This window comes from Streptomyces oceani (assembly GCF_001751245.1).
Taxonomy (GTDB): Bacteria; Actinomycetota; Actinomycetes; order Streptomycetales; family Streptomycetaceae; genus Streptomyces; species Streptomyces oceani.
Window position 1 is genome coordinate 1 of record NZ_LJGU01000153.1, and the last position, 22,669, is coordinate 22,669.

21 protein-coding genes are annotated in these 22,669 nt (G+C 71.2%); 4 read left to right on the plus strand and 17 right to left on the minus strand.

What is annotated here, in order from left to right:
• The 3 genes from AN216_RS24115 to dacB form a co-directional block, all read right to left on the minus strand.
• The coding region (locus tag AN216_RS24115; protein WP_275522510.1) for a PP-loop family protein at window positions 1-399 on the minus strand (399 nt) is incomplete at its 3' end.
• Between the two features lie 282 nt (window positions 400-681).
• Window positions 682-1,827 carry a zinc-dependent metalloprotease gene (locus tag AN216_RS24120; protein WP_070198837.1) on the minus strand — a complete coding sequence of 382 codons (1,146 nt, stop codon included), beginning with the start codon at window positions 1,825-1,827 and terminating at the stop codon, window positions 682-684.
• Window positions 1,828-1,881: 54 nt separating this feature from the next.
• Window positions 1,882-3,438: a D-alanyl-D-alanine carboxypeptidase/D-alanyl-D-alanine endopeptidase gene (dacB, locus tag AN216_RS24125; RefSeq protein WP_079166937.1), complete on the minus strand. Its 1,557-nt coding sequence runs from the start codon at window positions 3,436-3,438 to the stop codon at window positions 1,882-1,884.
• 59 nt (window positions 3,439-3,497) lie between these two features.
• On the opposite strand from dacB, the gene AN216_RS24130 reads away from it, so the two are divergent.
• The gene (locus AN216_RS24130) at window positions 3,498-3,992 is read left to right on the plus strand and encodes an inorganic diphosphatase (RefSeq protein WP_070198850.1); all 495 of its coding nucleotides are present in this window, start codon (window positions 3,498-3,500) and stop codon (window positions 3,990-3,992) included.
• A 178-nt stretch (window positions 3,993-4,170) separates the two neighbouring features.
• Here AN216_RS24130 and AN216_RS24135 read toward each other — a convergent pair whose 3' ends face one another.
• The 9 genes from AN216_RS24135 to AN216_RS24175 all read right to left on the minus strand — a co-directional run bounded on the left by AN216_RS24135 (window position 4,171) and on the right by AN216_RS24175 (window position 15,177).
• Window positions 4,171-5,988: an ATP-binding SpoIIE family protein phosphatase gene (locus AN216_RS24135; RefSeq protein WP_070198851.1), complete on the minus strand. Its 1,818-nt coding sequence runs from the start codon at window positions 5,986-5,988 to the stop codon at window positions 4,171-4,173.
• Between the two features lie 363 nt (window positions 5,989-6,351).
• Window positions 6,352-8,271 carry a threonine/serine exporter family protein gene (locus AN216_RS24140; RefSeq protein WP_079166938.1) on the minus strand — a complete coding sequence of 640 codons (1,920 nt, stop codon included), beginning with the start codon at window positions 8,269-8,271 and terminating at the stop codon, window positions 6,352-6,354.
• A 234-nt stretch (window positions 8,272-8,505) separates the two neighbouring features.
• Complete coding sequence (locus tag AN216_RS24145; RefSeq protein ID WP_070198838.1) at window positions 8,506-9,264, minus strand: MerR family transcriptional regulator; 759 nt, start codon at window positions 9,262-9,264, stop codon at window positions 8,506-8,508.
• 146 nt (window positions 9,265-9,410) lie between these two features.
• Window positions 9,411-10,157, minus strand: coding sequence for an ABC transporter permease (locus AN216_RS24150; RefSeq protein WP_079166943.1), 747 nt, complete (start codon window positions 10,155-10,157; stop codon window positions 9,411-9,413).
• A 29-nt stretch (window positions 10,158-10,186) separates the two neighbouring features.
• A complete protein-coding gene (locus AN216_RS24155; protein WP_079166939.1) occupies window positions 10,187-11,287 on the minus strand; it encodes an ATP-binding cassette domain-containing protein in 1,101 nt (366 codons plus the stop codon).
• 80 nt (window positions 11,288-11,367) lie between these two features.
• A complete protein-coding gene (locus tag AN216_RS24160; RefSeq protein ID WP_070198840.1) occupies window positions 11,368-11,997 on the minus strand; it encodes a PadR family transcriptional regulator in 630 nt (209 codons plus the stop codon).
• 84 nt (window positions 11,998-12,081) lie between these two features.
• Window positions 12,082-12,639: a DinB family protein gene (locus AN216_RS24165; protein ID WP_070198841.1), complete on the minus strand. Its 558-nt coding sequence runs from the start codon at window positions 12,637-12,639 to the stop codon at window positions 12,082-12,084.
• Window positions 12,640-12,764: 125 nt separating this feature from the next.
• Window positions 12,765-14,222 carry an aldehyde dehydrogenase family protein gene (locus AN216_RS24170; RefSeq protein WP_070198842.1) on the minus strand — a complete coding sequence of 486 codons (1,458 nt, stop codon included), beginning with the start codon at window positions 14,220-14,222 and terminating at the stop codon, window positions 12,765-12,767.
• A gap of 115 nt (window positions 14,223-14,337) precedes the next feature.
• Complete coding sequence (locus tag AN216_RS24175) at window positions 14,338-15,177, minus strand: helix-turn-helix domain-containing protein (RefSeq protein WP_079166940.1); 840 nt, start codon at window positions 15,175-15,177, stop codon at window positions 14,338-14,340.
• 340 nt (window positions 15,178-15,517) lie between these two features.
• Between AN216_RS24175 and AN216_RS24180 the strand changes: the two genes are divergently transcribed.
• Window positions 15,518-16,126 (plus strand): ATP-binding protein, encoded by a 609-nt coding sequence (locus AN216_RS24180; RefSeq protein ID WP_070198844.1) that lies wholly within the window; start codon window positions 15,518-15,520, stop codon window positions 16,124-16,126.
• A gap of 319 nt (window positions 16,127-16,445) precedes the next feature.
• Here the strand turns inward: AN216_RS24180 and AN216_RS29455 are convergent, their stop codons facing one another.
• From AN216_RS29455 to AN216_RS24185, 3 genes are all read right to left on the minus strand, one after another.
• Window positions 16,446-16,640: a hypothetical protein gene (locus AN216_RS29455; protein ID WP_170843212.1), complete on the minus strand. Its 195-nt coding sequence runs from the start codon at window positions 16,638-16,640 to the stop codon at window positions 16,446-16,448.
• On the minus strand, window positions 16,580-17,014 hold the full coding sequence (locus AN216_RS31175; RefSeq protein ID WP_079166941.1) for an RNA polymerase sigma factor: 435 nt from the start codon (window positions 17,012-17,014) through the stop codon (window positions 16,580-16,582). Before AN216_RS31175 ends, AN216_RS29455 begins: the two co-directional genes overlap by 61 nt.
• A gap of 293 nt (window positions 17,015-17,307) precedes the next feature.
• Window positions 17,308-17,547, minus strand: a complete 240-nt coding sequence (locus AN216_RS24185; protein WP_070198845.1) for a DUF397 domain-containing protein — start codon at window positions 17,545-17,547, stop codon at window positions 17,308-17,310.
• 476 nt (window positions 17,548-18,023) lie between these two features.
• Between AN216_RS24185 and AN216_RS24190 the strand changes: the two genes are divergently transcribed.
• Together AN216_RS24190 and mreB are read left to right on the plus strand one after the other, a co-directional pair.
• Complete coding sequence (locus tag AN216_RS24190; RefSeq protein WP_079166942.1) at window positions 18,024-19,997, plus strand: ABC transporter ATP-binding protein; 1,974 nt, start codon at window positions 18,024-18,026, stop codon at window positions 19,995-19,997.
• A gap of 203 nt (window positions 19,998-20,200) precedes the next feature.
• The gene (gene mreB, locus AN216_RS24195) at window positions 20,201-21,229 is read left to right on the plus strand and encodes a rod shape-determining protein (RefSeq protein ID WP_070198846.1); all 1,029 of its coding nucleotides are present in this window, start codon (window positions 20,201-20,203) and stop codon (window positions 21,227-21,229) included.
• Window positions 21,230-21,300: 71 nt separating this feature from the next.
• Here the strand turns inward: mreB and AN216_RS24200 are convergent, their stop codons facing one another.
• Entirely contained in the window at window positions 21,301-21,522 is a 222-nt protein-coding gene (locus AN216_RS24200) for a hypothetical protein (protein WP_070198847.1), read from the minus strand.
• Between the two features lie 478 nt (window positions 21,523-22,000).
• Window positions 22,001-22,285: a hypothetical protein gene (locus AN216_RS24205; RefSeq protein WP_070198848.1), complete on the minus strand. Its 285-nt coding sequence runs from the start codon at window positions 22,283-22,285 to the stop codon at window positions 22,001-22,003.
• Window positions 22,286-22,669: the final 384 nt, after the last annotated feature.

A 22,669-nucleotide genomic window follows, 5' to 3' on the forward strand; every position in this document is an offset into this window, starting at 1 on the left:
GGCCACGGCGTCCAGCGCGGCGTACCGGGCGTCCCGGGCGGCGGCCTCCGGCCCGCCCGCGCGCCCCACCGCGATGTCCACGCTCTCCACGGGGTCCAGGCCGAGCGCCCCGAGCCGGGCCGTCACCTCACGGGCCCGGTCGGCGGAGCCGGGTTGCAGTCCGTGGTCGACGGTCACGCCACCGGCGCGTACGCCGATGCGGGGCGCCTCGAAGGCCAGGGCGGAGGCGAGCGCCACGGAGTCGGCGCCGCCGGAGCAGGCGACCAGCACCAGCGGGTTCTCGGACCCGGCCGCAGCCGGAGCCGGGACCGCGGCGTACACCGGCCGACTGCTGAGCACGTCACTGAGGGTGCGGCGAACCGCCAGGCGTATCGCGGCGACCGCGGGATGGGGACCCATGTCCGATTCACTTCCTCTAGGGAGTTGTGATCACGCAGCTCTGACCACGCAGCTCTGACCACTCGGTGCTGCGGTCGCTGATCACTCAGAGTGCGTCGATAGTGACAGAGACGGAGTGTGCACCCGAGCATCGCACGCTGGCCCGCTCCCCACGGTCCCTCGGATGGGTGATAGCCGGCCTCCTTCGTCACCGCCGCGACCACGGAATCCGTACGTACGTCTGGCCCGCCGCGACTCCGCAGCACCGCGCGCGCACGGCGAGCCTCCGGAGGCGGCGGTTCCTCAGCCGTGCACCCGCGCGACCCAGTCGGCGGGGCGGACGATCTCCGCCCGGGTGGGCAGCGTGTTCGGCGAGGTCCAGACCCGGTTGAAACCGTCCATCCCGACCTCGTCCACCACGGCCCGTACGAACCGCTCGCCCTCACGGTACTGCCGCAGCTTGGCGTCCATCCCCAGCAGCTTGCGCAGCACCTGGTCCAGTCGGCTCGCGCCACTCGCGCGCCGCCGCTGGAACTTCTCCCGGATCTCGGCGACGGACGGCACGACCTGCGGACCGACCCCGTCCATCACGTAGTCGGCGTGGCCCTCGAGCAGCGACATCACGGCGGTGAGCCGGTCGAGGATCTCCCGCTGGGCCGGGGTCTGCACCAGCTCGACGAAGGTACGGTCCCCGGCGCTGGTGTCCTCGCCCTCCTCCCCGGAGGGGCGGGCGCCGGTCAGCGACTGCGCCGCCTCGCGCAGCCGCTCCAGCAGGGTGCCCGGGTCCACGTCGGTCTCCTGTAGGAAGGTGTGGATCTCCGACTTGATGTGGTCGCGCAACCACGGCACGGCGGTGAACTGGGTGCGGTGGGTCTCCTCGTGCAGACACACCCACAGCCGGAAGTCGTGCGGGTCCACGTCCAGTTCCCGCTCCACGTGCACGATGTTCGGCGCGACCAGCAGCAGCCGGCCGCCGCCGTCGGAGTACGCGGGCAGGTCCCGGGTGGCGGGCGCGAAGGTCTCGTACTGGCCGAGGACCCGGGAGGCCAGGAAGGACAGCAGCATCCCCACCTCCACGCCGGTGACCTTGCCGCCGACGGCGCCGAGCACCGCCCCGCCGGTGCCGCCGGAACGCCGCTCCTCCATCCGCTCCAGCAGCGGGGACAGCAGCTCGCGGAAACCGGCGACGTTCGCCTTGACCCAGCCCGGCCGGTCGACCACGAGGACGGGCGGTGTCTCGCCGTCCGCCGCCTCGGGGTCCGAACTGCTGGACCGCATGCGGGTGAAGTCCCGCACGTGCTCCTCGGACACCTTCGCGTGCCGCCGCAGCTCCGCGACGACGGCGCGCGCCTCGTCCCGGCTCACTTCCGGGCCCGGCCGCACCAGTCGGTTCGCGGTCGCGACCGCGAGGTTCCAGTCGACCATCTCCATACCACCGAGGCTCGTCATGACTTCACGGTACGTGCCACAGCGCGCCAGCGGGAACGAACGGCCCGCCGGGACTCAGCGACAACCACAGTTCGCCAGCTCGGCCGCGAGCTCGTCCAGCGCGGCGCGGGAGCCCGCGCGGTCGTCCGCACCGGTGGTCATGAAGGCGAAGAGCAGTTGCCGCCCATCCGCGCTCACCACGCTGCCGGCCAGGGTGCTCACGCCCGAGAGCGTGCCGGTCTTGGCGCGTACGAGCCCGGCGCCACCCTCGGCGTCCGGGAAGCGGGAGTCGAGGGTGCCGGAGAAACCGGCGACCGGAAGGCCGGTCAGAGTCGGTCGGAGCGCGGGACGCTCGGGCTCCGTGGCCAGTTCGAGAATCCGGGTCAGCAGCGCGGCGGGCACCTTGTCGTCCCGGCTGAGACCGCTGCCGTCCGCGATCCGTACTCCCTCGGTGGGCAGACCGAGCTTGGCCAGCCGCCGTTCGACGGCCTTGCCGGCGCCCTCGAAGCTGGCGGGTCGGTCGTCCGCGAGGGCGGTCTGTCGGGCCAGCGCCTCGGCGATGTCGTTGTCGCTGTGCGTCAGCATGCGCTCGACCAGTGCGGACAGCGGGGCGGATCGGTGCACCGCGAGCTCCTTCGGCTGCCCGCCGGCCTCGGTCTTCGAGAGCTTCCCGGTGGTCTCGACGCCCGCCTCGCGCAGTTCCTCGGCGAATCTCTCGGCCGCTTCCCGGGCTGGTTCCGTCGCGCGCGGTGCGGGACCGTGCCGGCTGTCGTCCAGCCGTGCCTCGTTCACCATGAGCGGACTGACGGGCGCCAGGTTGGGGTTCGGGCCGATGCTGTGCCGGTCGGGGCCGGAGTAGCGGGAGGTGTCGAAGCCGAGCGAGACCTCCGGGGGCGAGTCGTCGGAACCGCCGTCACCGGTCAGGGAGTCCGCGGTGTCCTCGGCCAGTTCCTCGAGGTCCTCCCCGCCCAGCGTGGGGTCGCCGCCGCCGACCAGCACGATCCGCTCGGCCTCCGCCCCGGCTCGTACCACCCGGGTCTCGATACGGTGGTCCGCGCCCCGCGCGGAGAGCACGGCGGCGGCCGTGGCCAGCTTGATGGTGGAGGCGGGGGTGGTCGGCCGGGCAGCGCGTTCGGCGAAGAGCTCCCGCCCGGTCGCCGCGTCCACCACCGAGGCCGTACGCACCGTGCCCAGCGCCGGATCGTCCAGCAACGGCCGCAGCGCGTCCGCCAGCGCGGCGGGCTTCGGCGCCGGTACGTTCTTGGCGCCGCCGGTGCCCGGACCCGTGCCGGCCTCGACGCGGAGTTCGGCCAGCACCCGCGGCGCCGAGCCAGCCGCGTCGTCGCCACTGTGGTCCGCGCCACTTCCCCGCTCTCCGGCAGCCGCCCGGGCGCGCTCGGCCGTACGCTGACCCGAGTCCCACGGTCCCGCGACGGCGACCGCCGTGCCGGCGACCGCCAGCCCCAGGGCGGTGGAACTCGCCAGCAGGCGCCAGGTCTGCCGCTGCCGGGGCGGTGCCGACCGCCAGCGCTGACGGGTCAGCCGAACCGCCCGCCGGGTTCTCCCGGCGAGCTCCCGGTTCACCCGGCGTACCCGGTCACGCACCTCGGACCAGCCCCTCTCCACGAGCACACACGTGCGTGAGGGACACTTAATCACCAGACCATGTGTTGATCACGGAGGAGCCTCCCTTGGAGTTCGACGTCGTCATCGAGATCCCGAAGGGATCGCGGAACAAGTACGAGGTAGACCACGAGACGGGTCGCATCCGGCTGGACCGCCACCTCTTCACCTCGACCGTGTACCCGGCCGACTACGGCTTCGTCGACCACACCCTGGGCGAGGACGGCGACCCGCTGGACGCGCTGGTGCTGCTGGAGGAGCCGACGTTTCCCGGCTGCATCATCAAGTGCCGGGTCATCGGCATGTTCCGGATGACGGACGAGGCGGGCGGCGACGACAAGCTGCTCTGCGTGCCCTCGTCCGACCCCCGGATGGAGCACCTACGGGACATCCACCATGTGAGCGAGTTCGACCGCCTGGAGATCCAGCACTTCTTCGAGGTCTACAAGGACCTGGAGCCCGGCAAGTCCGTCGAGGGGGCGGACTGGGTCGGCCGTACCGAGGCGGAGGCCGAGGTCGAGGCGTCGATCAAGCGCCTGGAGGCCCAGGGCGGCGCGCACTGAGCGATCGCTACACGGCCCGTACGGGTCGCCCCCGGGATGCCGGGGGCCGACCCGTACGGGCCGGGCGCGACAGCAGGTGCTCGTTCACGTCTGGTAGGCGGGCTCCACCGACGGGCGAACGGTCCCGTTCTTAGACCCAGGTGTGTGGTCCCGTCACCAACGTGCCGAAACACCACACCTAGACGAGCGAGACCTCCGGCACCGCGCCCTGTGCGGCGGGGATGTCCTGCTCCGCCCAGACGACCTTGCCGGCGGCCGTACGACACGAACCCCAGCGCCGACACATCATGTTGATCAGTTGCAGCCCCCGGCCGCCCTCGTCACTCACGTCCGCGTGTTGGATCTGCGGCAGGTCGGGGCCGGTGTCGGACACCTCGACCATCAGCCGGTCGCTGTGCAACAGCCGTAGCTGACCGGGGCTGTCGCCATACCGCAGGGCGTTCCCGACGAGCTCGCTGACCACCAGCTCGGTAGCCTCCGCCAGTTCCCCCAACCCCCAGGTGACCAGCTGCTCGGTGACCAGCTTGCGGGCGGTGGAGGCGGCCGTACCGTCCGCCGGCAGGTCCCAGACCTCCAGCTGGACGTCGGCCGCGGGCCGGCTGGCGGCCACCATCAACACCGCTTCGTCGAACGGTCCCGTGCCGCCCGGACCGAGCACCTGACCGGGCGCCATCAAGGCGCCGGCGTCCAGCATCCGCGGGCTCATCCCGGCCGCGGCCTCCCGCAGCCAGCCCAACTGCGTGTCCACGTCGTCGGTACGGGTCTTGATCAGCCCATCCGTGTACAGCACCAGCCGGTGCCCGGCCGGCACCGACAGCTCGGCGGCGTCGTACGGGATGACCCCGGCACCCAGCGGCGCGCCGACCGGCACGTCGACGTAGGACGCGCCGCCCGCGCCGTCCAGCATCAGCGGCGGGGGGTGGCCGGCGGTCGCCATGGTGTAGCCGCCGACCGCCGGGTCGTGCACGGCGCACAGACAGGTCGCGACCTGCTCGTCCTCCAGGTCCCGGGTGGCCAGGTCCAGTCGGGCGAGCACCCGCTCCGGGGCGATGTCCAGCGTCATGAGGGTACGGGCCACCGCGCGCAGCCGCCCCATGGTGGCCGCGGCCGGCAGCCCGTGCCCCATCACGTCGCCGACCACCAGCGCCGTACGACCGCCGGGCAGCGCCACCACGTCGTACCAGTCACCGCCCACGCCCAGGGCGTCCGCCGCGGGGGCGTAGTCGGCGGAGACGGACAGCCCCGGAGTCTCGGGGGTGCCTCGGGGTAGCAGGCTGCGCTGGAGCGAGACGACATGCTCCCGCTCGCGGCCGTACAGCCGCGCGTTGTCGATGAACACCGCTGCCTTGGAGGCGAGTTGCTCCGCCAGCGCGAGGTCCGTACGGGTGAAGGAGGGCCGGTTCCCGGAGCGCACGAAGTCCGCGCTGCCCAACAGCACCCCACGGGCCATCAGGGGCACCGCCATGTAGCTGTGCACGCCCTTGTCCCGCAGCTTGGCGGCACGGCGCGGGGTGGGCGCCACCCGGCGGAAGTCGTCCCCGGACATCCGGCTCAGCAGCACCGACTCGTGCGAGCCCAGCACCCGGTCGGTGGACAACGCGCCGGGATGCACGGCGAGTTCGCCTATCGGGTCCGGCTCCAGGTCGGCCAGCGCGGAGATCGAGTGCACGGCGATGGCGCGGGTGCGGGGCGGGCCCGTACCACCCGTACGGGCTCCCTCCTCGCCGTGCAGCACCGCCTCCAGCAGGTCGACCGCGGCACCGTCCGCCAGCCGGGGGACGGCGAACTCGGCGAGTTCGCGCGCTGTCCGCTCCAGGTCGAGGGTGGTGCCGATCCGGGTGCTGGCGTCGTTCAGCCAGGCGAGGCGGCTGCGGGTGCTCAGCCGCTCAGCCAGGGCCACGGCTTTGCGTCGCAGTCGGAGCGGCCGGGAACTCTCGGATACCGCGGAGTCCTCGCTCCGACCGGCGCGGCGCTCGGCGCCGCTACCGCCGTTCAACGGACCCACCCTCCCGTCCCGTCCATGGACGACCTGTCGCGCACGTCTGCCCCCGTGGCAGAGCGGTCACCTCTCAGGACGCCATGTTAGGCACGGGGGCTCGGGTGTTTCTCCCATCTTGCAACGGCCGATTCGGGTTGTTCGCGCTGCTGTGCCGGCTTGTGGAGGGGCTCGGCCGGAAGGGGGGCCGAATCCTGGGCGGAGTGTCATCACCCGGGCACACACGGCGAGGAGGGCCTTCCGTGCGAGGTCCCGGCTCGGCTCACCTACGGAACCGGGCCGGGAACCCGTACGGAACCGGGCCGGGAACCCGTACGGAAACCGGCCGGCGTGTCCGAACCGGAAGCCGGGACACGAACCGGATCAGAAGCCGCGGGTGCGCTTCGCGGCCCGCCGGCCAGGCAGCGGCGTCTCCACGCCCGGGGTCTTCATGAACAGCCGCGCCAACTCGCCACCGAGATTCACCCCGATGGCGATGGCCAGCGCCAGGGCGATCGCCCGCGCGATGCTCTCCATGCCCCAGTCCATATTGCCCTGGGCGATGTTCAGCAGCCCGAAGTACGTGGCGCTACCGGGCAGCAACGGGCCGATGGAGGCGGTGATGTAGGGCAGCGAGGAGGCGAACTGGTAGCGCGACATCAACTGCCCGAACAGCCCCACCAGGCCCGCCGCCAGGAAGGTCGAGGCCACCGCGTTGAGCCCGCCGACGTCGTGCATGGCGCCGAAGATCAACCAGGCCACCGCGCCGTTGAACATGGCCAGCAGCACGGTGTGACGTTCCTGCTGCAACAGCACACAGAAGGCCAGCGTCAGCAGCGTCGCCGCGAACAGCTGGACCAGCGGCCGCTCCTGGTGCAGCTGCGCCTCGGGGTCGAGCTGGGCGCCCAGCTCGCTGCCGACGTAGAGGATGATCAGCACGCCACAGACGATGCCGACGATGAGATAGATGACCTCCAGCAGCCGGGCGGAGGCGGTGATGTAGAAGCCGGTGAGGCCGTCCTGCACCGCCGCGACCAGGGCCCGCCCGGGGATCAGCGCGAAGAGCCCACCGGTGATCACCGCGCCGGCCTGTACCTCCGCGTTGAAGCCGGAACTCACCAGCACAACCGACACGCCCATCGCGGCCGGCGGCATCGCGGCGGCCACGAACTGGTAGAACTCCGGCAGCCCCCGCCCCGCGGAGAGCCACGCGAGCCGGTCTCCCAGCATCGCGCCGGCCGCCGCCAGCAGGAAGACGATCCAGTTCCCGCCCACCAACAGCGCGGCCGAGCCGGACAGCAGGCCGCTGCCCAGGGTGAGCACGCCCTTGCTGAACGGGTGCCGGTTACGCCGGATGTTGGCCAGTCGGCGGTACGACTCCTCCAGCGTGAGGTGACCGGTGGTGATGTCGGTGACCAGTTGGAAGACCGCGGCGAGGCGGGTGTAGTCGGTGCCCCTGCGGCGTACGGTCCGGCTCAGCGTCACCGGGTCGTCCACCAGCGAGGGCTGGTGGGTGATCGAGAGCAGCGTGAAGGTGACCGTGGGCTCGCACCGGTCCAGACCGAAGGCGTGCGCGACGCCGAACATCGCCGCCTCGACGTCCTCCGCTCCCTCACCACCGGCGAGGAGCAGCTCGCCGATACGCAGCGTGAGGTCCAGGACGCGGGGCACCGACGGCCCGGTGTCCTCCTCTTCGCCTCGTTGGCGCCGCTCCGGAGCCGGGCGCTCGGCCAGCGGCATCCGGATCATCGTGCGCATCCGGTCCTGCCACGGGCCGCCGGACTTGGCCAGCGGCCCGATCACGGGGATGCCCTCCGGCGGGGTGAACGCGCTCACCGACTCGGCGGGCGGTGCGTTCACCAGCCCCTTTGGTACGGCGAACTCGGAGGTGGTGTGGTCGTCCTCCGGTGCGGGCGGCAGCGGCACGCCGAACGGCGGCGTGAACGCGCTGTGTACGTCCTCCGCGGTGTGGGTGTTGTACACCTCGCCCGACCCGTACGTGTCGAACACCTCGTCCGACCACACCTCGTCCGGCCACACGTCCGCCCGCTCGGCGTCCTCCGGTTCGGCGTCCTCCGAGCGCGCGTCATCCGCCGGCCCCGTGCCCGTTGACGCGTCGTCCGCCGGCCTGGCGTCCTCCGGTTCGGCGTCCGCCGACCGCGCCCCAGCTCCGCTGTTGGCTCTCGCTCCGTTGCCCTTGGGCTCCCCGACCACTGTCCTCCCGCTCCTCGATACCCAGGCCGCGTGTTCGGCCGCATTCCACAACGCGATCTGGGCGGTGCCGGTTCCCAATTCCGTGCTCATGTCAGGGCGACTTACCTCACAGCACACGGCCTGTTGGCAGGATACGAGCAGCGGGCCGGCGCCGCCCCGGCAGTTCCGGGACGCACGGTTCCGGTTTCGGCCCGGCGGCGGCGCGGTCACAGCGGCCCGGAAGCCGCTACGGCCAACCCGGCCGCAGGCGTCCGTACGGCTCGGTTCCGGTCAGACGCGCCGGAACCGAGCCGTACTCCCCCGCCGGGCGGGCCGGACGTGCGCTCAGGCGCGCCGGTCCGCGTTGGCCTTGATCGCGTCGTGGATGTACCGCGCCAAGCCGGGCTGCGCCTCGTCGTAGTGCTGCCGGAACCGCTCGTCCGAGACGTACAACTCCCCGAGACAGCCCTGCATCTCGTACGAGCAGTCGTAGAAGTTGCGGTGGATGTGCTGGCGGTGCTCCTCCGCCAGGTCCATCGCCTCCGCGCTGTCGGCGGGCGTCCCGGCGGCGAACGCCGCACCGAAGCTCCGCTCGTTGTCCTGTCGCTCCCGCTCGATGCGCTGCCAGTCCTCCTTGGTGTACGAGGCCGCGCGGCGCTGCGACTCCCGATACGCCTCGGTGTCGCCCCAGCGCTGCTCCACCTCCTCGGAGTACTGCTCGGGGTCGGAACCCCCGAAGACCTCGAGCCGCTCCTCGGGGGTCAGTTGGATACCCATCCTCCGTGCCTCCATCGCCTGTTTCACGGCGGCGGCCATCTCCCGCAGCCTGCCGATCCGCTCCTCCAGCAGCACGTGCTGGCGGCGCAGGTGCTCGAACGGATCCACCTCGGGATCGTCGAGCAGTACGGCCACCTCCTCCAGCGAGAATCCCAGCTCCCGGTAGAAGAGGATCTGCTGCAGCCGGTCCAGGTCGGCCTCGCCGTACCGCCGATGGCCCACCGAGGTGCGTTCGCTCGGCGGCAACAGCCCGACCTCGTCGTAGTGGTGCAGCGTGCGCACCGTGATGCCGGCGAAATCGGCCACCTGACCGACGGAGTAGCTCACGTCCGCCTCCTTCTCTCGCGTACGTCCACCACGGTCGTCCCTCACCCGACGTGAGGTGCAAGCCCGTACCGCAGGCCGCACCGCGAGCCCGTATCGCGGCCCAACCCGTTACGCCCGACCGCCCGCCCCCCGCCGTACGCCCTCGCTCACGCCCCCAGCGCGCGATAGCGCCGTACGGCCAGCGGGAAGAACACCGCCAGCAGCACGAGCGGCCAGAGTACGGCCAGCAGCAGGGCGTGCTCGGTGGGCCAGGAACCGCCGCCGCCCCACAGCGGGTTGCCGAAGAGCTCGCGTACGGCCTGGGCGGTCGCGGACATCGGGTTCCACTCCGCCAGGGCGCCCATCCAGCCGGGCATGGTGTCCGGGGAGGTGAAGGCGTTGGAGAGGAAGGCGACCGGCCAGACGAGGATCTGCACCGCCTGCACCATCTCCGGTTTCCCCGCGACCATGCCGAGATAGATCCCGGCCCAGAGCAGGCCGAAGCGCAACAGGAGCAGCAACCCCAGCGCGGCCAGCACCTCGGCGAGGCCGCCGTGCCAACGCCAGCCCATGGCGAGGCCGACCGCGAGCAGCACCAGCAGGCTGAGCGCGGACTGCAACATGTCGATCAGGCTCCGCCCGACCAGCACGGCGGAGGGGGCCATCGGCATCGAGCGGAAGCGGTCGAGCACTCCCTTGTTGAGGTCCTGGGTCACCGCGATCATCGTGGACTCCAGCCCGAACGCCATCGTGAGCGCGAACATCCCGGGCACCAGGAACTCCCGGTAGTCCGCCACGCCCATGCCGCCGCCGAGGAAGTACGCGAACATCACGAGCATCATCACCGGGAAGACCAGCCCGACCAGCACGGCGACGGGCTTGCGCGCCCAGTGCGCCAGGCCGCGGCGGGTCATGGTCCAGGAGTCGGTCAGTACGTACGCGCTCACGCGTTGGCTCCCCTCGTGTCCATGCGGTCCGAGTCCATGCGGTCCGGGTCCGTGCGGTCCGGGTCCGTGCGGTCCGGGTCCGTCCCGAACGCCGTGCTGGTGTTCGCGGCCGTGCCCACGCCCGTAGGTGTGCCCGTACCGCCCTCGCCGGTCGGTCCGCCGGTGAGGCTCAGGAAGACCTCGTCCAGCGTGGGCCGCCGCAGCGCGATGTCCTCCGCCTCGATGCCCGCGGCACCCAGCGCCCGTACGGTCTCGGTCAGCGCCGTCATCCGGTCCGTGACCGCCGCGCTGGCCAGCCGGCGGTCCGGGTCGGTGAACACCTCGCCGGCTCCGGCGACCGCGCCAAGCGCGGCGGCGGCCGGGGCGAGGTCTCCCGAGTCCCGCGACACGACGTCGATCCGGTCCGCACCCAGCCGTGCCTTGAGCTGGTCGGAGGTGCCCTCGGCCGCCACCCGCCCGTGGTCGACGACCGTGATGGCGTCCGCGAGTTGGTCGGCCTCCTCGAGGTACTGGGTGGTCAGCAGCACCGTCGTACCGCCGCCGACCAGGGCACGTACGGACTCCCAGACCTCCGTACGGCCGCGTGGGTCGAGCCCGGTGGTGGGCTCGTCGAGGAAGAGGATGTCCGGCTCGGTGATCAGGCTGGCCGCCAGGTCGAGGCGCCGGCGCATCCCTCCGCTGTAGCGCGCGACCGGCTTCCGGCCGGTGTCGGACAGGCCGAAGCCGTCGAGGAGTTCCCGGGCCCGTGCGGCGGCTCCGCGCGTGCCCAGGTGGTACAGCCGTCCGAACATCTCGAGGTTCTGCCAGCCACTCAGCTCCTCGTCCACCGCCGCGTGCTGACCGAGGAGTCCGATCCGGGCGCGTACCGCGTCCGGGTGTCGCAGGACGTCCAGGCCCGCCACCTCGGCACGGCCGGAGGTGGGGCGCAGCAGGGTCGCGAGGACCCGTACGAGAGTGGTCTTGCCCGCACCGTTGGGGCCGAGCACGGCCTGCACGGTGCCGCGCGGGACGGTCAGCCCGAGGCCGTCGAGCGCGTGCTTGGGGCCGTACTCCTTGCGGAGGTCCTCGACCAGGATCGCGTGGTCGGTGTTCGTCAATGTGGCACCCCCAGAGGTTAGTCAAACTTGACTAGTTGCTCGCCGAAGATAACGCCCGGACGCTTCATAGTCAAAGTTGATTAGCCTTGCCGCGGCCGATCCGCGAAGGGGTTCTTCGCCCCGATCGGCAGCACGCTCAGCGGACGTTCGCCCTCGCCCTCCATCACGTACGCGCCCCGCTCCAGCCGTTCGATCAGCCCGCGCGTCCACTCGGCCCCGCAGTCGGCCGTGTGCACCCACAACCGCATGATCTCGCCGATGTGATCCCCCTCCTCCGCGTCCTCGGAGGGCATCCAGTACCGCGTCACCTCGTGCCGCCACTCCTCCAGCGCCGCGACCCGCCGCCGCAGCAGCTCGATGGCCTCCGGCCTGGGCAGTTCCACGATGAAGCCGACCGCCGAGGTGAGCATGTCCGGCTTCTGGTCGATCGCCGTCAGCGCGTCCCGCAGGAGGCCGTGGAAGGCGGTGTCACCGGCGTCCGTCAGCTCGTACTCCGTACGCGGCGGGCCGCCCACCGTGCTCGGCTCCACGTCGTGTGCCCGCAGCAGGCCCTGCTTCGCCATCTGTTTCAGCGCGTGGTAGATCGAGCCGGGCTTGGCGTTCGACCACTCGTGGGCACCCCAGAACTCCAGGTCGTTGCGAATCTGGTAGCCGTGCGCCCTCCCGTGCTGGCGCACCGCGCCGAGCACCAGCAGCCGGATCGCGGACATTCTCCTCGCGTCTCCCTCTTCCGCCCGTGCCGGCCGCTGAGCCGGCGGTTCGCCGGCGGCTGAGCCGGCAGTACCGGAGCCAGCCTAGGGCGTGCCGTCCGCCCGTGGCGCCGGCCCGGGCTCCGCGGTCAGCTCGCCGGCCGTCCGGCCGTCCAGGGTCTCCCGGATGACGTCCGCGTGCCCCGCGTGCCGCGCGACCTCGCTGATCAGGTTGAGCAGCATCCATCGCCAAGAGCGCGGCCCCCGCGGGAACCAGGGCGCCTCGGGGAGCACGAAGGTGTCGTCGAGCGAGGGCACCGCCCGTACGAGCCGCTCGGTCTGGCGGGCCACCGCGGCGTACGTGTCCAGCACGCCCCGCGGCGTCTCCGCTCCCTCCAGGGCGAAGGAGCCGTGCCAGTTGTCCCGGTCCCGTGGCGTGGGACGCGGGAGGCCCCGGGCGTAACTCAGCCAGGTCTCCTCGGCCTCGGCGAGGTGCTTGACCAGTCCGGCGAGGGAGAGCGCGCTCGTACTCGGCGTACTGACCGCCTGCTCCGGGGTCAGCCCGGACACCGCACGCCGTACGGCCTGACGCTGCCCCTCCAGGCAGATCAGCAACGCGCCACGCTCGTCCCCGGGCACCTCCGCGTCAAGCAGCTTGGGCATGGTCGTCGCCTCTCGTCAGTACGGCTCCCGCCGCGCGACAGGCCGGCCAGCCCGGTCCGACCGGCCAGCCAGGCGAAACGGTCATCCCGGCAAAACGGCCAGGACAGTCGGAACGATCGGGCCGCTCAGAACGGAAAGGCGCTCCGTCCATGCTGCACCGAGATCCACTTGGTGGTGGTGAACGCCTCCACCATCTGCTCGCCGTTCAGCCGGCCCAGCCCGGAGTTCTTCTCACCACCGAAGGGCACGATCGGCTCGTCGGCCACCGTCGCGTCGTTGACGTGCACCATCCCGGTCTCGATCCGCCGCGCCACCGCGACACCGCGCTCGGTGTTCCCGGTGTGCACCGCGCCACCCAGGCCGTACGGGGTGTCGTTCGCGGCCCGCACCGCCTCCTCCTCGCCGTCCACCGGGATGATCAGCGCGACCGGGCCGAAGACCTCCTGCCGCAGCACGGCCGCGTCGGCCGGCACGTCGGTCAGGACGGTGGGCGCGACGAGGTTGCCGTCCGTACGACCGCGCACCAGCGCGGTGGCGCCCTCGGCCACGGCCTGGTCGACGACGGCGGTGACGCTCTCGGCCCGCCCGGAGTTGATCAACGGGCCGATGTGGGTGGTCGGTTCGCGCGGGTCCCCGACCCGGAGGGTGCCGACCTTGGCGACGAACTTCTCGGTGAACTCCCGCTCGACGGCGCGGTCCACGATGATCCGGTTGGCCGCCATGCAAACCTGCCCCTGGTGCACGAAGCGGCTGAACACGGCCGCGTCCACGGCGTAGTCCAGGTCGGCGTCGTCGAGGACCAGCAGCGGGCTGTTGCCGCCCAGCTCCAGCACGGCCTTCTTGAAGCCGTTGGCGGCGACCGTGGCGACGTGCCGGCCGACCCGGTCCGAGCCGGTGAAGGAGATCACCTTGGGTACCGGGTGCTCGATGAGCGCGTCCCCGACCTCCGCGATGTCGGTGATCACGACGTTGAGCAGGCCGGGCGGCAGGCCCGCGGTCTCCAGCACCTTTGCGACCAGGGCACCGCCGCACACCGGGGTGTTCTGATGGGGCTTCAGCACGACCGCGTTCCCCAGGGCGAGGGCGGGCGCCACCGACTTGAGCGACAGCAGGAAGGGGAAGTTGAACGGCGAGATGACGCCAACCACCCCGACGGGCAGCCGGTAGACCCGGTTCTCCTTGCCGTCCACCGGGGAGGGCATGATCCGGCCCTCCGCGCGCAGGGCCAGCTGGATGGCCTCGCGCAGGAACTCCTTGGTCAGGTGCAGTTCGAAGGCGGCCTTCAGCCGGGTGCCCCCCAGCTCGGCTATGATCGCCTCGGTGATCTCCTGTTCCCGGTCCTCGATGACCCGGATCGCGCGTTCGAAGACAATGCGCCGGGAGTACGGATTGGTGGCCGCCCAGGCGGGCTGTTCCCGTGCCGCGCTGCGGTAGGCGAGGTCGATCTCCTCGGTGGTGGCGACCGTGATCGCGGCGAGCTTCTCGCCGTCGTACGGATTGAAGTCGATGATGTCCCAGGAGCCGTTCCCGGGACGCCACTCACCGTCGATGTACTGAAGTGCCAAGTCCGTGAAGTAGGACATGCCATTCCCTCGGATCGAGTCGGGGCCGAGAAGGCCGACGGGGCTGACAGCGGCGGGTGCCGGTACTCGGGTCGGTGGGCTACTGAGCTCGCTGGACCGTCATCGTACTGGCGATTCACCGGAGTTTGCGGAGTCCGTGCAGATGATCGCGGGTGGCGGCCGGCGACAGGCTCGCCTCGCACAGCCGGTCCAACACCTGGTCGTATCGTTCCACCTCCTCGGCCTTGTCCAGGTAGAGCGCGCTCGTCAACTGCTCCAGGTAGACCACGTCCGACAGGTCCGACTCCGGGAAGCGCAGCAGGGTGAACGCCCCGCTCTCGGCCGCGTGCCCGCCCAGCTCGAAGGGCGCCACCTGCAGCGTGATGTTCGGGCTCTCGGAGATCTCCGCCAGGTGCTTCAGCTGTGCGTCCAGTACGGCCCGCCCGCCGAACGGCCGGTGCAGCGCCGCCTCGTCCAGCACGCAGCGGAACTCGGAGCCGTGCTCGGCCAGCAGCAGCTTCTGCCGCTCCCGGCGGAGGGCGACCCGCCGCGCCACCTCCTCCTCCGGCAGTCCGGTGCGGTGACCACTGGAAACGACCGCGTGCGCGTAGTCCTCGGTCTGAAGAAGGCCGTGGACGAACTGCACCTCGTAGGTGTTCACATGGGAGGCCGCGGCCTCGAGTCCCACGTACGTCTGGAACCACCCGGGCAGCACGTCGCTGTAACTGTGCCACCAGCCGGCCCGGTTGGAGTCCCGCGCCAGGCCGAGCAGGGGCTCTCTCTCCGTGTCGTCCGTCACGCCGTAGAGCGTCAGCAGGTCTTCCACATCACGAGCCTTGAAACTCACCCGGCCCAGCTCCATCCGACTGATCTTGGACTCCGAGGCCCGAATCGAGTAACCAGCAGCCTCCCTTGTGACCCCCCGCGCCTCGCGGAGCCGCCGCAACTGCGAGCCGAGCAGTATGCGGCGGACCATCGATCCGCTTGAACTACCCGTCCCGTTCACGCTGCTACTCCCCATGTTCGCCGGTCTTGTGACCATTTCGGTTAGCCCTCCAGCGCCGCTCGGAGGCAGTCTGCCATCTCGCGCTCCATTGCGTACCCGGGTGATTACACGCCAGCCGCGATTACGCATGCACGTGCATCTGCCCTTGCATTTGCCGAAAGCTTTGGGAACCATGGGGATCGCACAAGTGCACGCGATGCAATGGAAGTTGAAGGATCAATATGTTTGGGCCCGAGCTTCCGACCAGGGCATCGCGGGTCCGAGATGCACACGGATCGTCGCTGGCGCAAACGCACGGGAGTGGCTCGTCATGGGGACCGAAGGATCGACCGTGATCGAGCCGTTACGAAATGTTCCGTCCGTGCTGGACGCCGCCGCCCTGCCGGACTCCGCCGCACTGTCCGGTTCCGCCTCCTGCGCGCTGCCCGGGCGGTACGAAGCGGTGCGGACCGCCCGGGAGTTCACCCGTACGACGCTCCACCGCTGGGAACTCACCCGTACGTTCGACGATGTCGCCCTCGTCGTCTCGGAGTTGGTGACCAACGCACTGCGGCACGGCCTGCCCAGGCGGTGCGCCCAGGCGGCGGAACCACACGTCCGACTGCAACTGATGCGCTGGTCCTCCCGGTTGGTGTGCGCGGTGCGCGACCCCAGCCTGGAACCGCCCGAGGCGACGGCCCGGGAGAGCGCCGACCGACTGGCGGACGCCGGCACACCGGCCGGCGACGGCGAGTGGAGCATCGATCCGCTGATCGGCCTGGAGTTGCTGGAGCAGGCCGAACTCACCAGCTCGACCGCCGAGTCCGGACGCGGCCTGTGGCTGGTCGACTCGTTCAGCGACGGCTGGGGCTGGCACCGACTGAGCGCACCGTCCGGCAAGGTCGTCTGGGCGGTGTTCCGGCTGCGCGCCGCGTCCTGAGGCCAGCGCCCCAACTCCCGTACGGTCGCGCACGACCCGCCAATTCCCACAGGCAGGCCGCACACCCCACGCGCACGCGCCCTGGCGAACACGCGTACGGAGAGCGTGCGGGAGGGCCGCCATGGTCGGAGGGCGGGCCCGAGCCACCGGGGAAGCCGGCCCCCGAACCGCGAAAGTCGTGCGGTCCAGGGGCCGACGCGAGTGTGTCGGGTGTACGTCGGACCGGCACCGCCCGGACCGCGGGGTCGGCCTGATCGTCAGCCAGCCGCTCGCGCGCCCTCGGGCCTCGCGCCGGCACGATCCGTGACGCCGAGCTGCATCACCGCGTCGGTTCCGTACAACACCTCGTTCCCCCCGGCTTACGGTCCTTCGCCAGGTAGCCGCGCGAACCGAGATAGGCGAAGCTGTCGGGGTCGAAGATCCACACGTCGCGGGTCGCGTAGGCGGTGTCCTTCAGCGTGATGCCGACGCCATGGCGTCCGGCGGCGTCCACGACGTCCGGCACCTTTCGCACGCCCGGGATGCGGGCGATCGCACGGTAGAAGGCGGCGGCGTTCTCCGGTGGGCATGAGTTGGTTCGCCACCAGGTCTCCGACCGCCTGGAACACGGCCTGATCCCGCGTCTGTCGTTCGTCCTCCGGCACCTCGGCGTACAGCCGCTTCGGCGACTGGCTCCGGAACTGACCGCGGGGCGAGGAACGCGCGCTCCCGTCTCCGTCCGCGTCGTACGCGAAGGGCCTTGTGTGTAGCGATCCCGAACAGCCACGGTCGCAGCGAACCGCCTTCGGGCTCGACTCTCTCGCGGTTACGCCAAGCGGCGAGGAACGTCTCCGACAGCACCTCCTCAGCCGCCGTCCACGCGGCGCGCCTCGAGTTCGCGTGGCACATGTCACACGGGCTGTGCCGTGCACACGGAACGCCGATGGGTCACCGGTCTGTCCGGCCGGGCCGCACGGGGCCGGTGCCGCGGCGATGGTCGGCGACCGGACGGCACGGGCGCACGGGCACGGAGTCGGCACGGACGACGGGTAGGACTGTCACGGTCGAGGCTCGTTCAGCGGCGTCGTCCAGCGGTCCATCGGCGTCGTCCAGGCGACCGGTGTACGTGCGCGCGGCTCAGCGACCCGGTGAGGTGCCCACCGAGCGAGCGACCTGCGACCGACGGAGGGCGCGTACGGTCCTCAGCCCTGCACGAGGTGGTCGAACTCCCCGTCCTTGATGCCCAGCAGCATGGCCTCGACCTCGGCTGACGTGTACACCAGCGCCGGGCCCTCCGGGAAGCGCGAGTTCCGCACCGCCACCTCCCCGTCCGGCAGCTTCGCGAACTCCACGCACGTGCCCTGTGAATTGCTGTGTCGGCTCTTCTGCCAGCTGACCTCCTGAAGGTCCCCGGCGGCCATGCCGTTGTACGCGTGAGGCACTGCAGTCTCCCGATGGTGCTGGGGGCCGTGGGCGTCCCCGCGAACCCGGGACACCACCAACTGCCCCGGATCATAACCCCGTTCATGTGCGTATGCATGCGCGTTTGCACGTGCACGACGCCCTGTCGTCCTGCCATCACAGCCGGTCAGAGGCTTGCGCGCAGGATCACAGCGCAACCGGAACCGACCTTCTCACCCCCGCTGCACTGTGCACGTATCCAGTGGCGGCTCGTCCGCCACGCCACGAGTCACCACCCGGAAGCACGTGGGCCCGTGGAGCGACACACGCCCCACTCCTACAGACGCACAACCGAGCCGAATCGTTTGCTCCGCGCGCAGAATTTCCGTTCGGCAGAGCAGGACGTCCGAATTCCATTGACTTGAAGAATGCTTCAACTTCTACTGTCGACCGCACTACCAACACCGTGACGCCGCCACCGACCGGACCGACCGGTCCAACGAGGGGACGATTCGACGTGAGCATGGAAATGACAGCGTGGCACAGCCTGCACCACACCCAGTACGCCAAGCAGGACCACCGCCCCTTCTCCCGCACGGCGCTGCGCCGGATCATCCGGTTCGCCAGCCCCCAACACCGCAGAATCCTGGTCTTCCTGGCACTCAGCACGGTTCTCGCCCTGCTCACCGTCGCCACCCCGCTCCTCGCCGGCCGCGTCGTCGACGCGATCGTCCAGGACTCCGGCACCAGCGTGGTGTTGACCCTGGCCGGGATCATCGCGGCGGTCGCACTGGCCGAGGCCGGCGCCGGCATCGGCACCCGCTGGCTGTCCGCGCGCATCGGCGAGGGCCTGATCCTGCAACTACGCACGGCCGTCTACGACCACGTGCAGCGGATGCCGGTGGCCTTCTTCACCCGTACCCGAACCGGAGCCCTGGTCAGCCGGCTGAACAACGATGTCATCGGCGCGCAACGAGCCTTCAGCGACACCCTCTCCGGGGTCGTCAGCAACCTGGTCACGCTGCTGCTGACGCTCGTCGTCATGCTCCGACTGTCCTGGCAGGTCACGCTGTTGGCACTGGTGCTGCTCCCGGTGTTCGTGCTGCCCGCGCGACGCATGGGCGCCCGCCTGGCCCGGCTGGAGCGGGAGCGCGCGGACCACAACGCCACGATGAGCACCCAGATGACCGAACGCTTCTCGGCCGCCGGCGCCACCCTGGTCAAGCTGTTCGGCCGGCCGCACGAGGAGTCCGCCGAGTTCGCCGACCGTGCCCGCCGCGTACGCGACCTCGGCGTGCGCACCGCCATGGTGCAGCACTACTTCATCACCGCCCTCACCCTCGTCTCGGCGCTCGCGCTGGCCCTCGTCTACGGCCTCGGCGGCTTCTTCGCACTGCGCGGCTCGCTCGACCCGGGCGCCGTCGTCGCCCTGGCCATGCTGCTCACCCGGCTCTACGCGCCACTCACCGCCCTGGCCACCGCCCGGATGGAGGTCATGACGGCGCTGGTGAGTTTCCAGCGGGTGTTCGAGGTGCTGGACCTGAAGCCGCTGATCACCCAGAAGTCGGACGCCCAGGACGTGCCGGACGGGCCGGTCTCGATCGAGTTCGACGACGTACGGTTCTCGTACCCGCCCGCCGAACAGGTGTCGCTGGCCTCCCTGGAGGAGGTCGCGACCCTCGACACCCGAGGCGGCGAGGAGGTGCTGCACGGCATCTCGTTCCGCGCCGAGCCCGGCCGGATGGTGGCCCTCGTCGGCTCCTCCGGCGCCGGCAAGTCCACCATCGCCCAACTCGCCCCGCGGCTCTACGACGTGGACAGCGGCGCCGTACGCCTCGCCGACACCGACGTACGCGACCTGGACGCCGAATCCGTCCGCCGCACGCTCGGCATGGTGACCCAGGACGGCCACCTCTTCCATGACACCATCCGCGCCAACCTGCTCCTCCCTCGCCCGGACGCCACCGAGGCGGAGGTGTGGGACGCGTTGCGCCGCGCCCGGCTGGACGGGCTGATCGCCGGGCTGCCGGACGGCCTCGACACGCTGGTCGGTGAACGCGGCTACCGGCTCTCCGGCGGCGAGCGCCAACGCCTCACCATCGCCCGGCTGTTGCTCGCCCAACCGCGGGTGGTGGTGCTCGACGAGGCCACCGCGCACCTGGACTCCGCCTCCGAGGCCGCCGTCCAGGAAGCCCTGGCCGAGGCACTGGCGGGACGTACGTCCGTCGTCATCGCGCACCGGCTGTCGACCGTACGGGCGGCGGACGAGATCCTCGTGCTGGAGGAGGGCCACATCGTCGAACGCGGCACGCACAGCGAGCTGTTGGACGTCGGCGGGCGCTACGAAGAGCTGTACCGGACGCAGTTCAGCGAGGACGCCCCGGACACCGATCCGACGTCCGGTACGGAGCGTACGGCCCGTACGGAGCGGAGTGTCGGCGACCTCGACAGCGGGCGGGAGGCGGAGCCGGCGGGCGTCACCGCCGAGTGAGCCCGACGGCCACCCAGCGACCTCCCGGGCCGCGTGGGCGAGCCCCGCCTCGCCTCCGCCGTACCGCCTCTCGCCGTACCGCCGTCTCGCTCAACCGGACCAATCCGACGAGCGGGGCGGCGGTACGGCGCGCACGCTGAATCCCAGGGTCGCCGGGTGCGTGACCCGGCAGCCGCCCCCGCCCAGGGAAGGATTCGTGCGCCGTGACGATCAGGCTTGATCAGCTTCGCCGCTGCACCGTGGCCGTCGACCTCGGTGCGGCCCGTACCCGCGTTCACCTCAAACAGGCCGGACTGGTCGTCGACGAACCGTCGGTCGTCGCGGTCAACACCTACTCCGGCGCGCTGATGGCCGTGGGATCGGTCGCGGAGCGAATGACCGGCCGCACGCCCGCGCACATCCGGGTGATCCGCCCGGTCACCGGCGGCATGGTCGTGGACATCGACATGGCCCAACGCATGCTGCGCGCCATGGTGGGCGGGAAGTTGCGACGGGCGTGGCGTCGCCGGCCCATGCTGCGGGCGGCCGTCTGCGTGCCGTACGACGCCGACCCACTCGCGCGCCGCGCGGCCGTGGAGACCCTCGCCGGGGTCGGCGCACGGCGGGTGGAACTGGTGGACGCCCCCACCTCCGCCGGGATCGGCGGCGGGCTGCCCGTACAACGGGCGGAAGCCACCATGATCCTGGTGTGCGGAGCCACGACCACGCAGGTCGCGGTCCTCTCACTTGGGGCGATCGTCTCCGCCACGACGGTTCCGCTGGGCGGCGAGACCATCAGCAACGCGCTCGTGCAGCACCTGCGCAACGAGCACGAACTGATCCTCCCCAGCCAGGCCGTACGCCCGCTGCACATTGCACTGGCCAGTGCTGCCGGTTCGTCCACCACAGGGGCGGAGGTGCACGGACGCGACGTGGTGACGGGGCTGGCCCGTACGGTCGTCGTCGACCCGGCGGAAGTCCGGTCGGCGATCCAGGCACCGCTGACCGGACTACTTGACGCCGTCCGAACCGTGTTGCACCGCTGTCCCCCGGATCTGGTGGCAGACCTGGTGGACAGCGGTATGACACTCACCGGCGGCGCGGCGCTGCTGCCCGGGCTGGACACCAGCATGCGCCAGCACACGGGCATGTCCGTGCATATCGCCGAAGAGCCCGCTGTGTGCGCGGTGAAGGGCCTGGCGGCCATGTTGGATGGTGCGGTGAGACCGCTTTCACTGACCGGTAGACGCTGAGCTTCGGGGCGCGAAGTAGCGTTTCTGCTGGGAGATTTCACGCCCGTCGGGCAGCGCGGCCCGGCCAGCGGTTACCGGCCCGGCTCGGACTCCGGTTGCGGAGCGGTCGTGCGCGTCACCAGCTGCCGGGTCCCCACGGAATCCGGAGCGGGCACGGTCACACTGTCCAGCAGGGACGGTGGCAGATACGGCGGCGGCGACGGGCGCTGGCCATGCCGGATGGCGCTCATCGTGTTGACGCCGTAAGCCACTTCCTTGCACACGCGAAGCACGTTGTAGAAGGGTGCGCGCATGGGATTCTTCCTCCTGATGCCGGCTGGGACGGACCCAGCAGCTGCGGCTTCAGATGCCGCTCACTGCCGATAGTGCCTGGCACAACCCCCTTCCGCCAGCGTTTTGCGAAGCAGATTTGGCGCGCCGCGGGGCCCGCTCGCGCAGCCGCCGAAGGCAGGCCGCAACGGCCGCGTTTATGCAGGTCAGCGTCGTTAACATGGCGTTCACACCGAGCGGTTCAGCCACGGAGTGGGCAGCATCACACCGGGCGCTTCGGCACCTCCCTCGGAATTTGCCGGAGAGGCAGGTCGCCGGGTGATCGTCGCGCCCCAGAACTCGGTTCCGAGCCGGTGGTTGTGATTCCGCTTCCGGCCGTCCGGGCGGGCTTGCGGTTGCCCGAACGAACGCGGGTTTGCCCGGACGCCAGTGCCGTACGCGGATGCCCGTACGCGAGTGCGCGGTGCGCCCGTACTCCGGCGCCGGCCCGCCGCACGAGCGTCACCGGGCGGCGGCGGTGCCGATCCAGGCGATCACGCTGCGCACGGTCTCGGCGTCCAGCGTGGCGACCGCGTACACCGCCGAGCGGTCCCCCGGCACCGGAGCCACCCCCGCCGCCGTGAGCGCCGTGTGCAGCGCCAGCCGGTGTTCGTCGGCGGCGCCCAGCGGAGTCGACTGCGGGCCGACTGCCGGGCGGCGTACGAACTCCCGGGCACCGGCGACCCGTTGCCCGACGGGCGGCGGTGGAGCGAGGACAGCGGCGGTGTCGTGTGTGGTCGTGAGCATGGTGAACCTCCCGGGCGCTGCGGGCCGTACGTACGTGAGGTGCCAGACCCGTCGGACGCTCCGGTCGGTTGCACAGCGCGCCGGGATTCACCCGTCCGGCGGAGCCCCGTACGCGGTGGGGCGGGGCGTGTCGTACCGCCAAAGGGATGGCGTCGGAGGGCGGCCCGAAACCTCGGGAGGGCGTCGCTCGTCGCACCCTGTGGCGCGCCGCGGCAACTCGCCCGCGTGCCGGCAGAGTCCACGAACCTCCCGGAACGAGGCGATCCACCTTGACCGACCCGCTCGCCGTCACGGTGCCCGCGCTCCCGCTGTGGCAACTGGAGCGGTGCGTGCCGCCCGCACCCGTCGCGGAAGCCACGCCCGCCATGCCCGTCTCGCCCGCCC

Excerpts from the sequence above, each read along its gene's own strand:
- AN216_RS24200 (WP_070198847.1), bottom strand. The coding sequence starts at position 21,522 with ATGCGCGCACCCTTCTACAACGTGCTTCGCGTGTGCAAGGAAGTGGCT.
- AN216_RS24165 (WP_070198841.1), bottom strand. The coding sequence starts at position 12,639 with ATGCCCAAGCTGCTTGACGCGGAGGTGCCCGGGGACGAGCGTGGCGCG.
- AN216_RS24170 (WP_070198842.1), bottom strand. The coding sequence starts at position 14,222 with ATGTCCTACTTCACGGACTTGGCACTTCAGTACATCGACGGTGAGTGG.
- AN216_RS24180 (WP_070198844.1), top strand. The coding sequence starts at position 15,518 with ATGGGGACCGAAGGATCGACCGTGATCGAGCCGTTACGAAATGTTCCG.
- AN216_RS31175 (WP_079166941.1), bottom strand. The coding sequence starts at position 17,014 with ATGTGCCACGCGAACTCGAGGCGCGCCGCGTGGACGGCGGCTGAGGAG.
- AN216_RS24140 (WP_079166938.1), bottom strand. The coding sequence starts at position 8,271 with ATGAGCACGGAATTGGGAACCGGCACCGCCCAGATCGCGTTGTGGAAT.
- AN216_RS24150 (WP_079166943.1), bottom strand. The coding sequence starts at position 10,157 with ATGACCCGCCGCGGCCTGGCGCACTGGGCGCGCAAGCCCGTCGCCGTG.
- AN216_RS24205 (WP_070198848.1), bottom strand. The coding sequence starts at position 22,285 with ATGCTCACGACCACACACGACACCGCCGCTGTCCTCGCTCCACCGCCG.
- AN216_RS24160 (WP_070198840.1), bottom strand. The coding sequence starts at position 11,997 with ATGTCCGCGATCCGGCTGCTGGTGCTCGGCGCGGTGCGCCAGCACGGG.
- AN216_RS24175 (WP_079166940.1), bottom strand. The coding sequence starts at position 15,177 with ATGGTCCGCCGCATACTGCTCGGCTCGCAGTTGCGGCGGCTCCGCGAG.
- AN216_RS24120 (WP_070198837.1), bottom strand. The coding sequence starts at position 1,827 with ATGACGAGCCTCGGTGGTATGGAGATGGTCGACTGGAACCTCGCGGTC.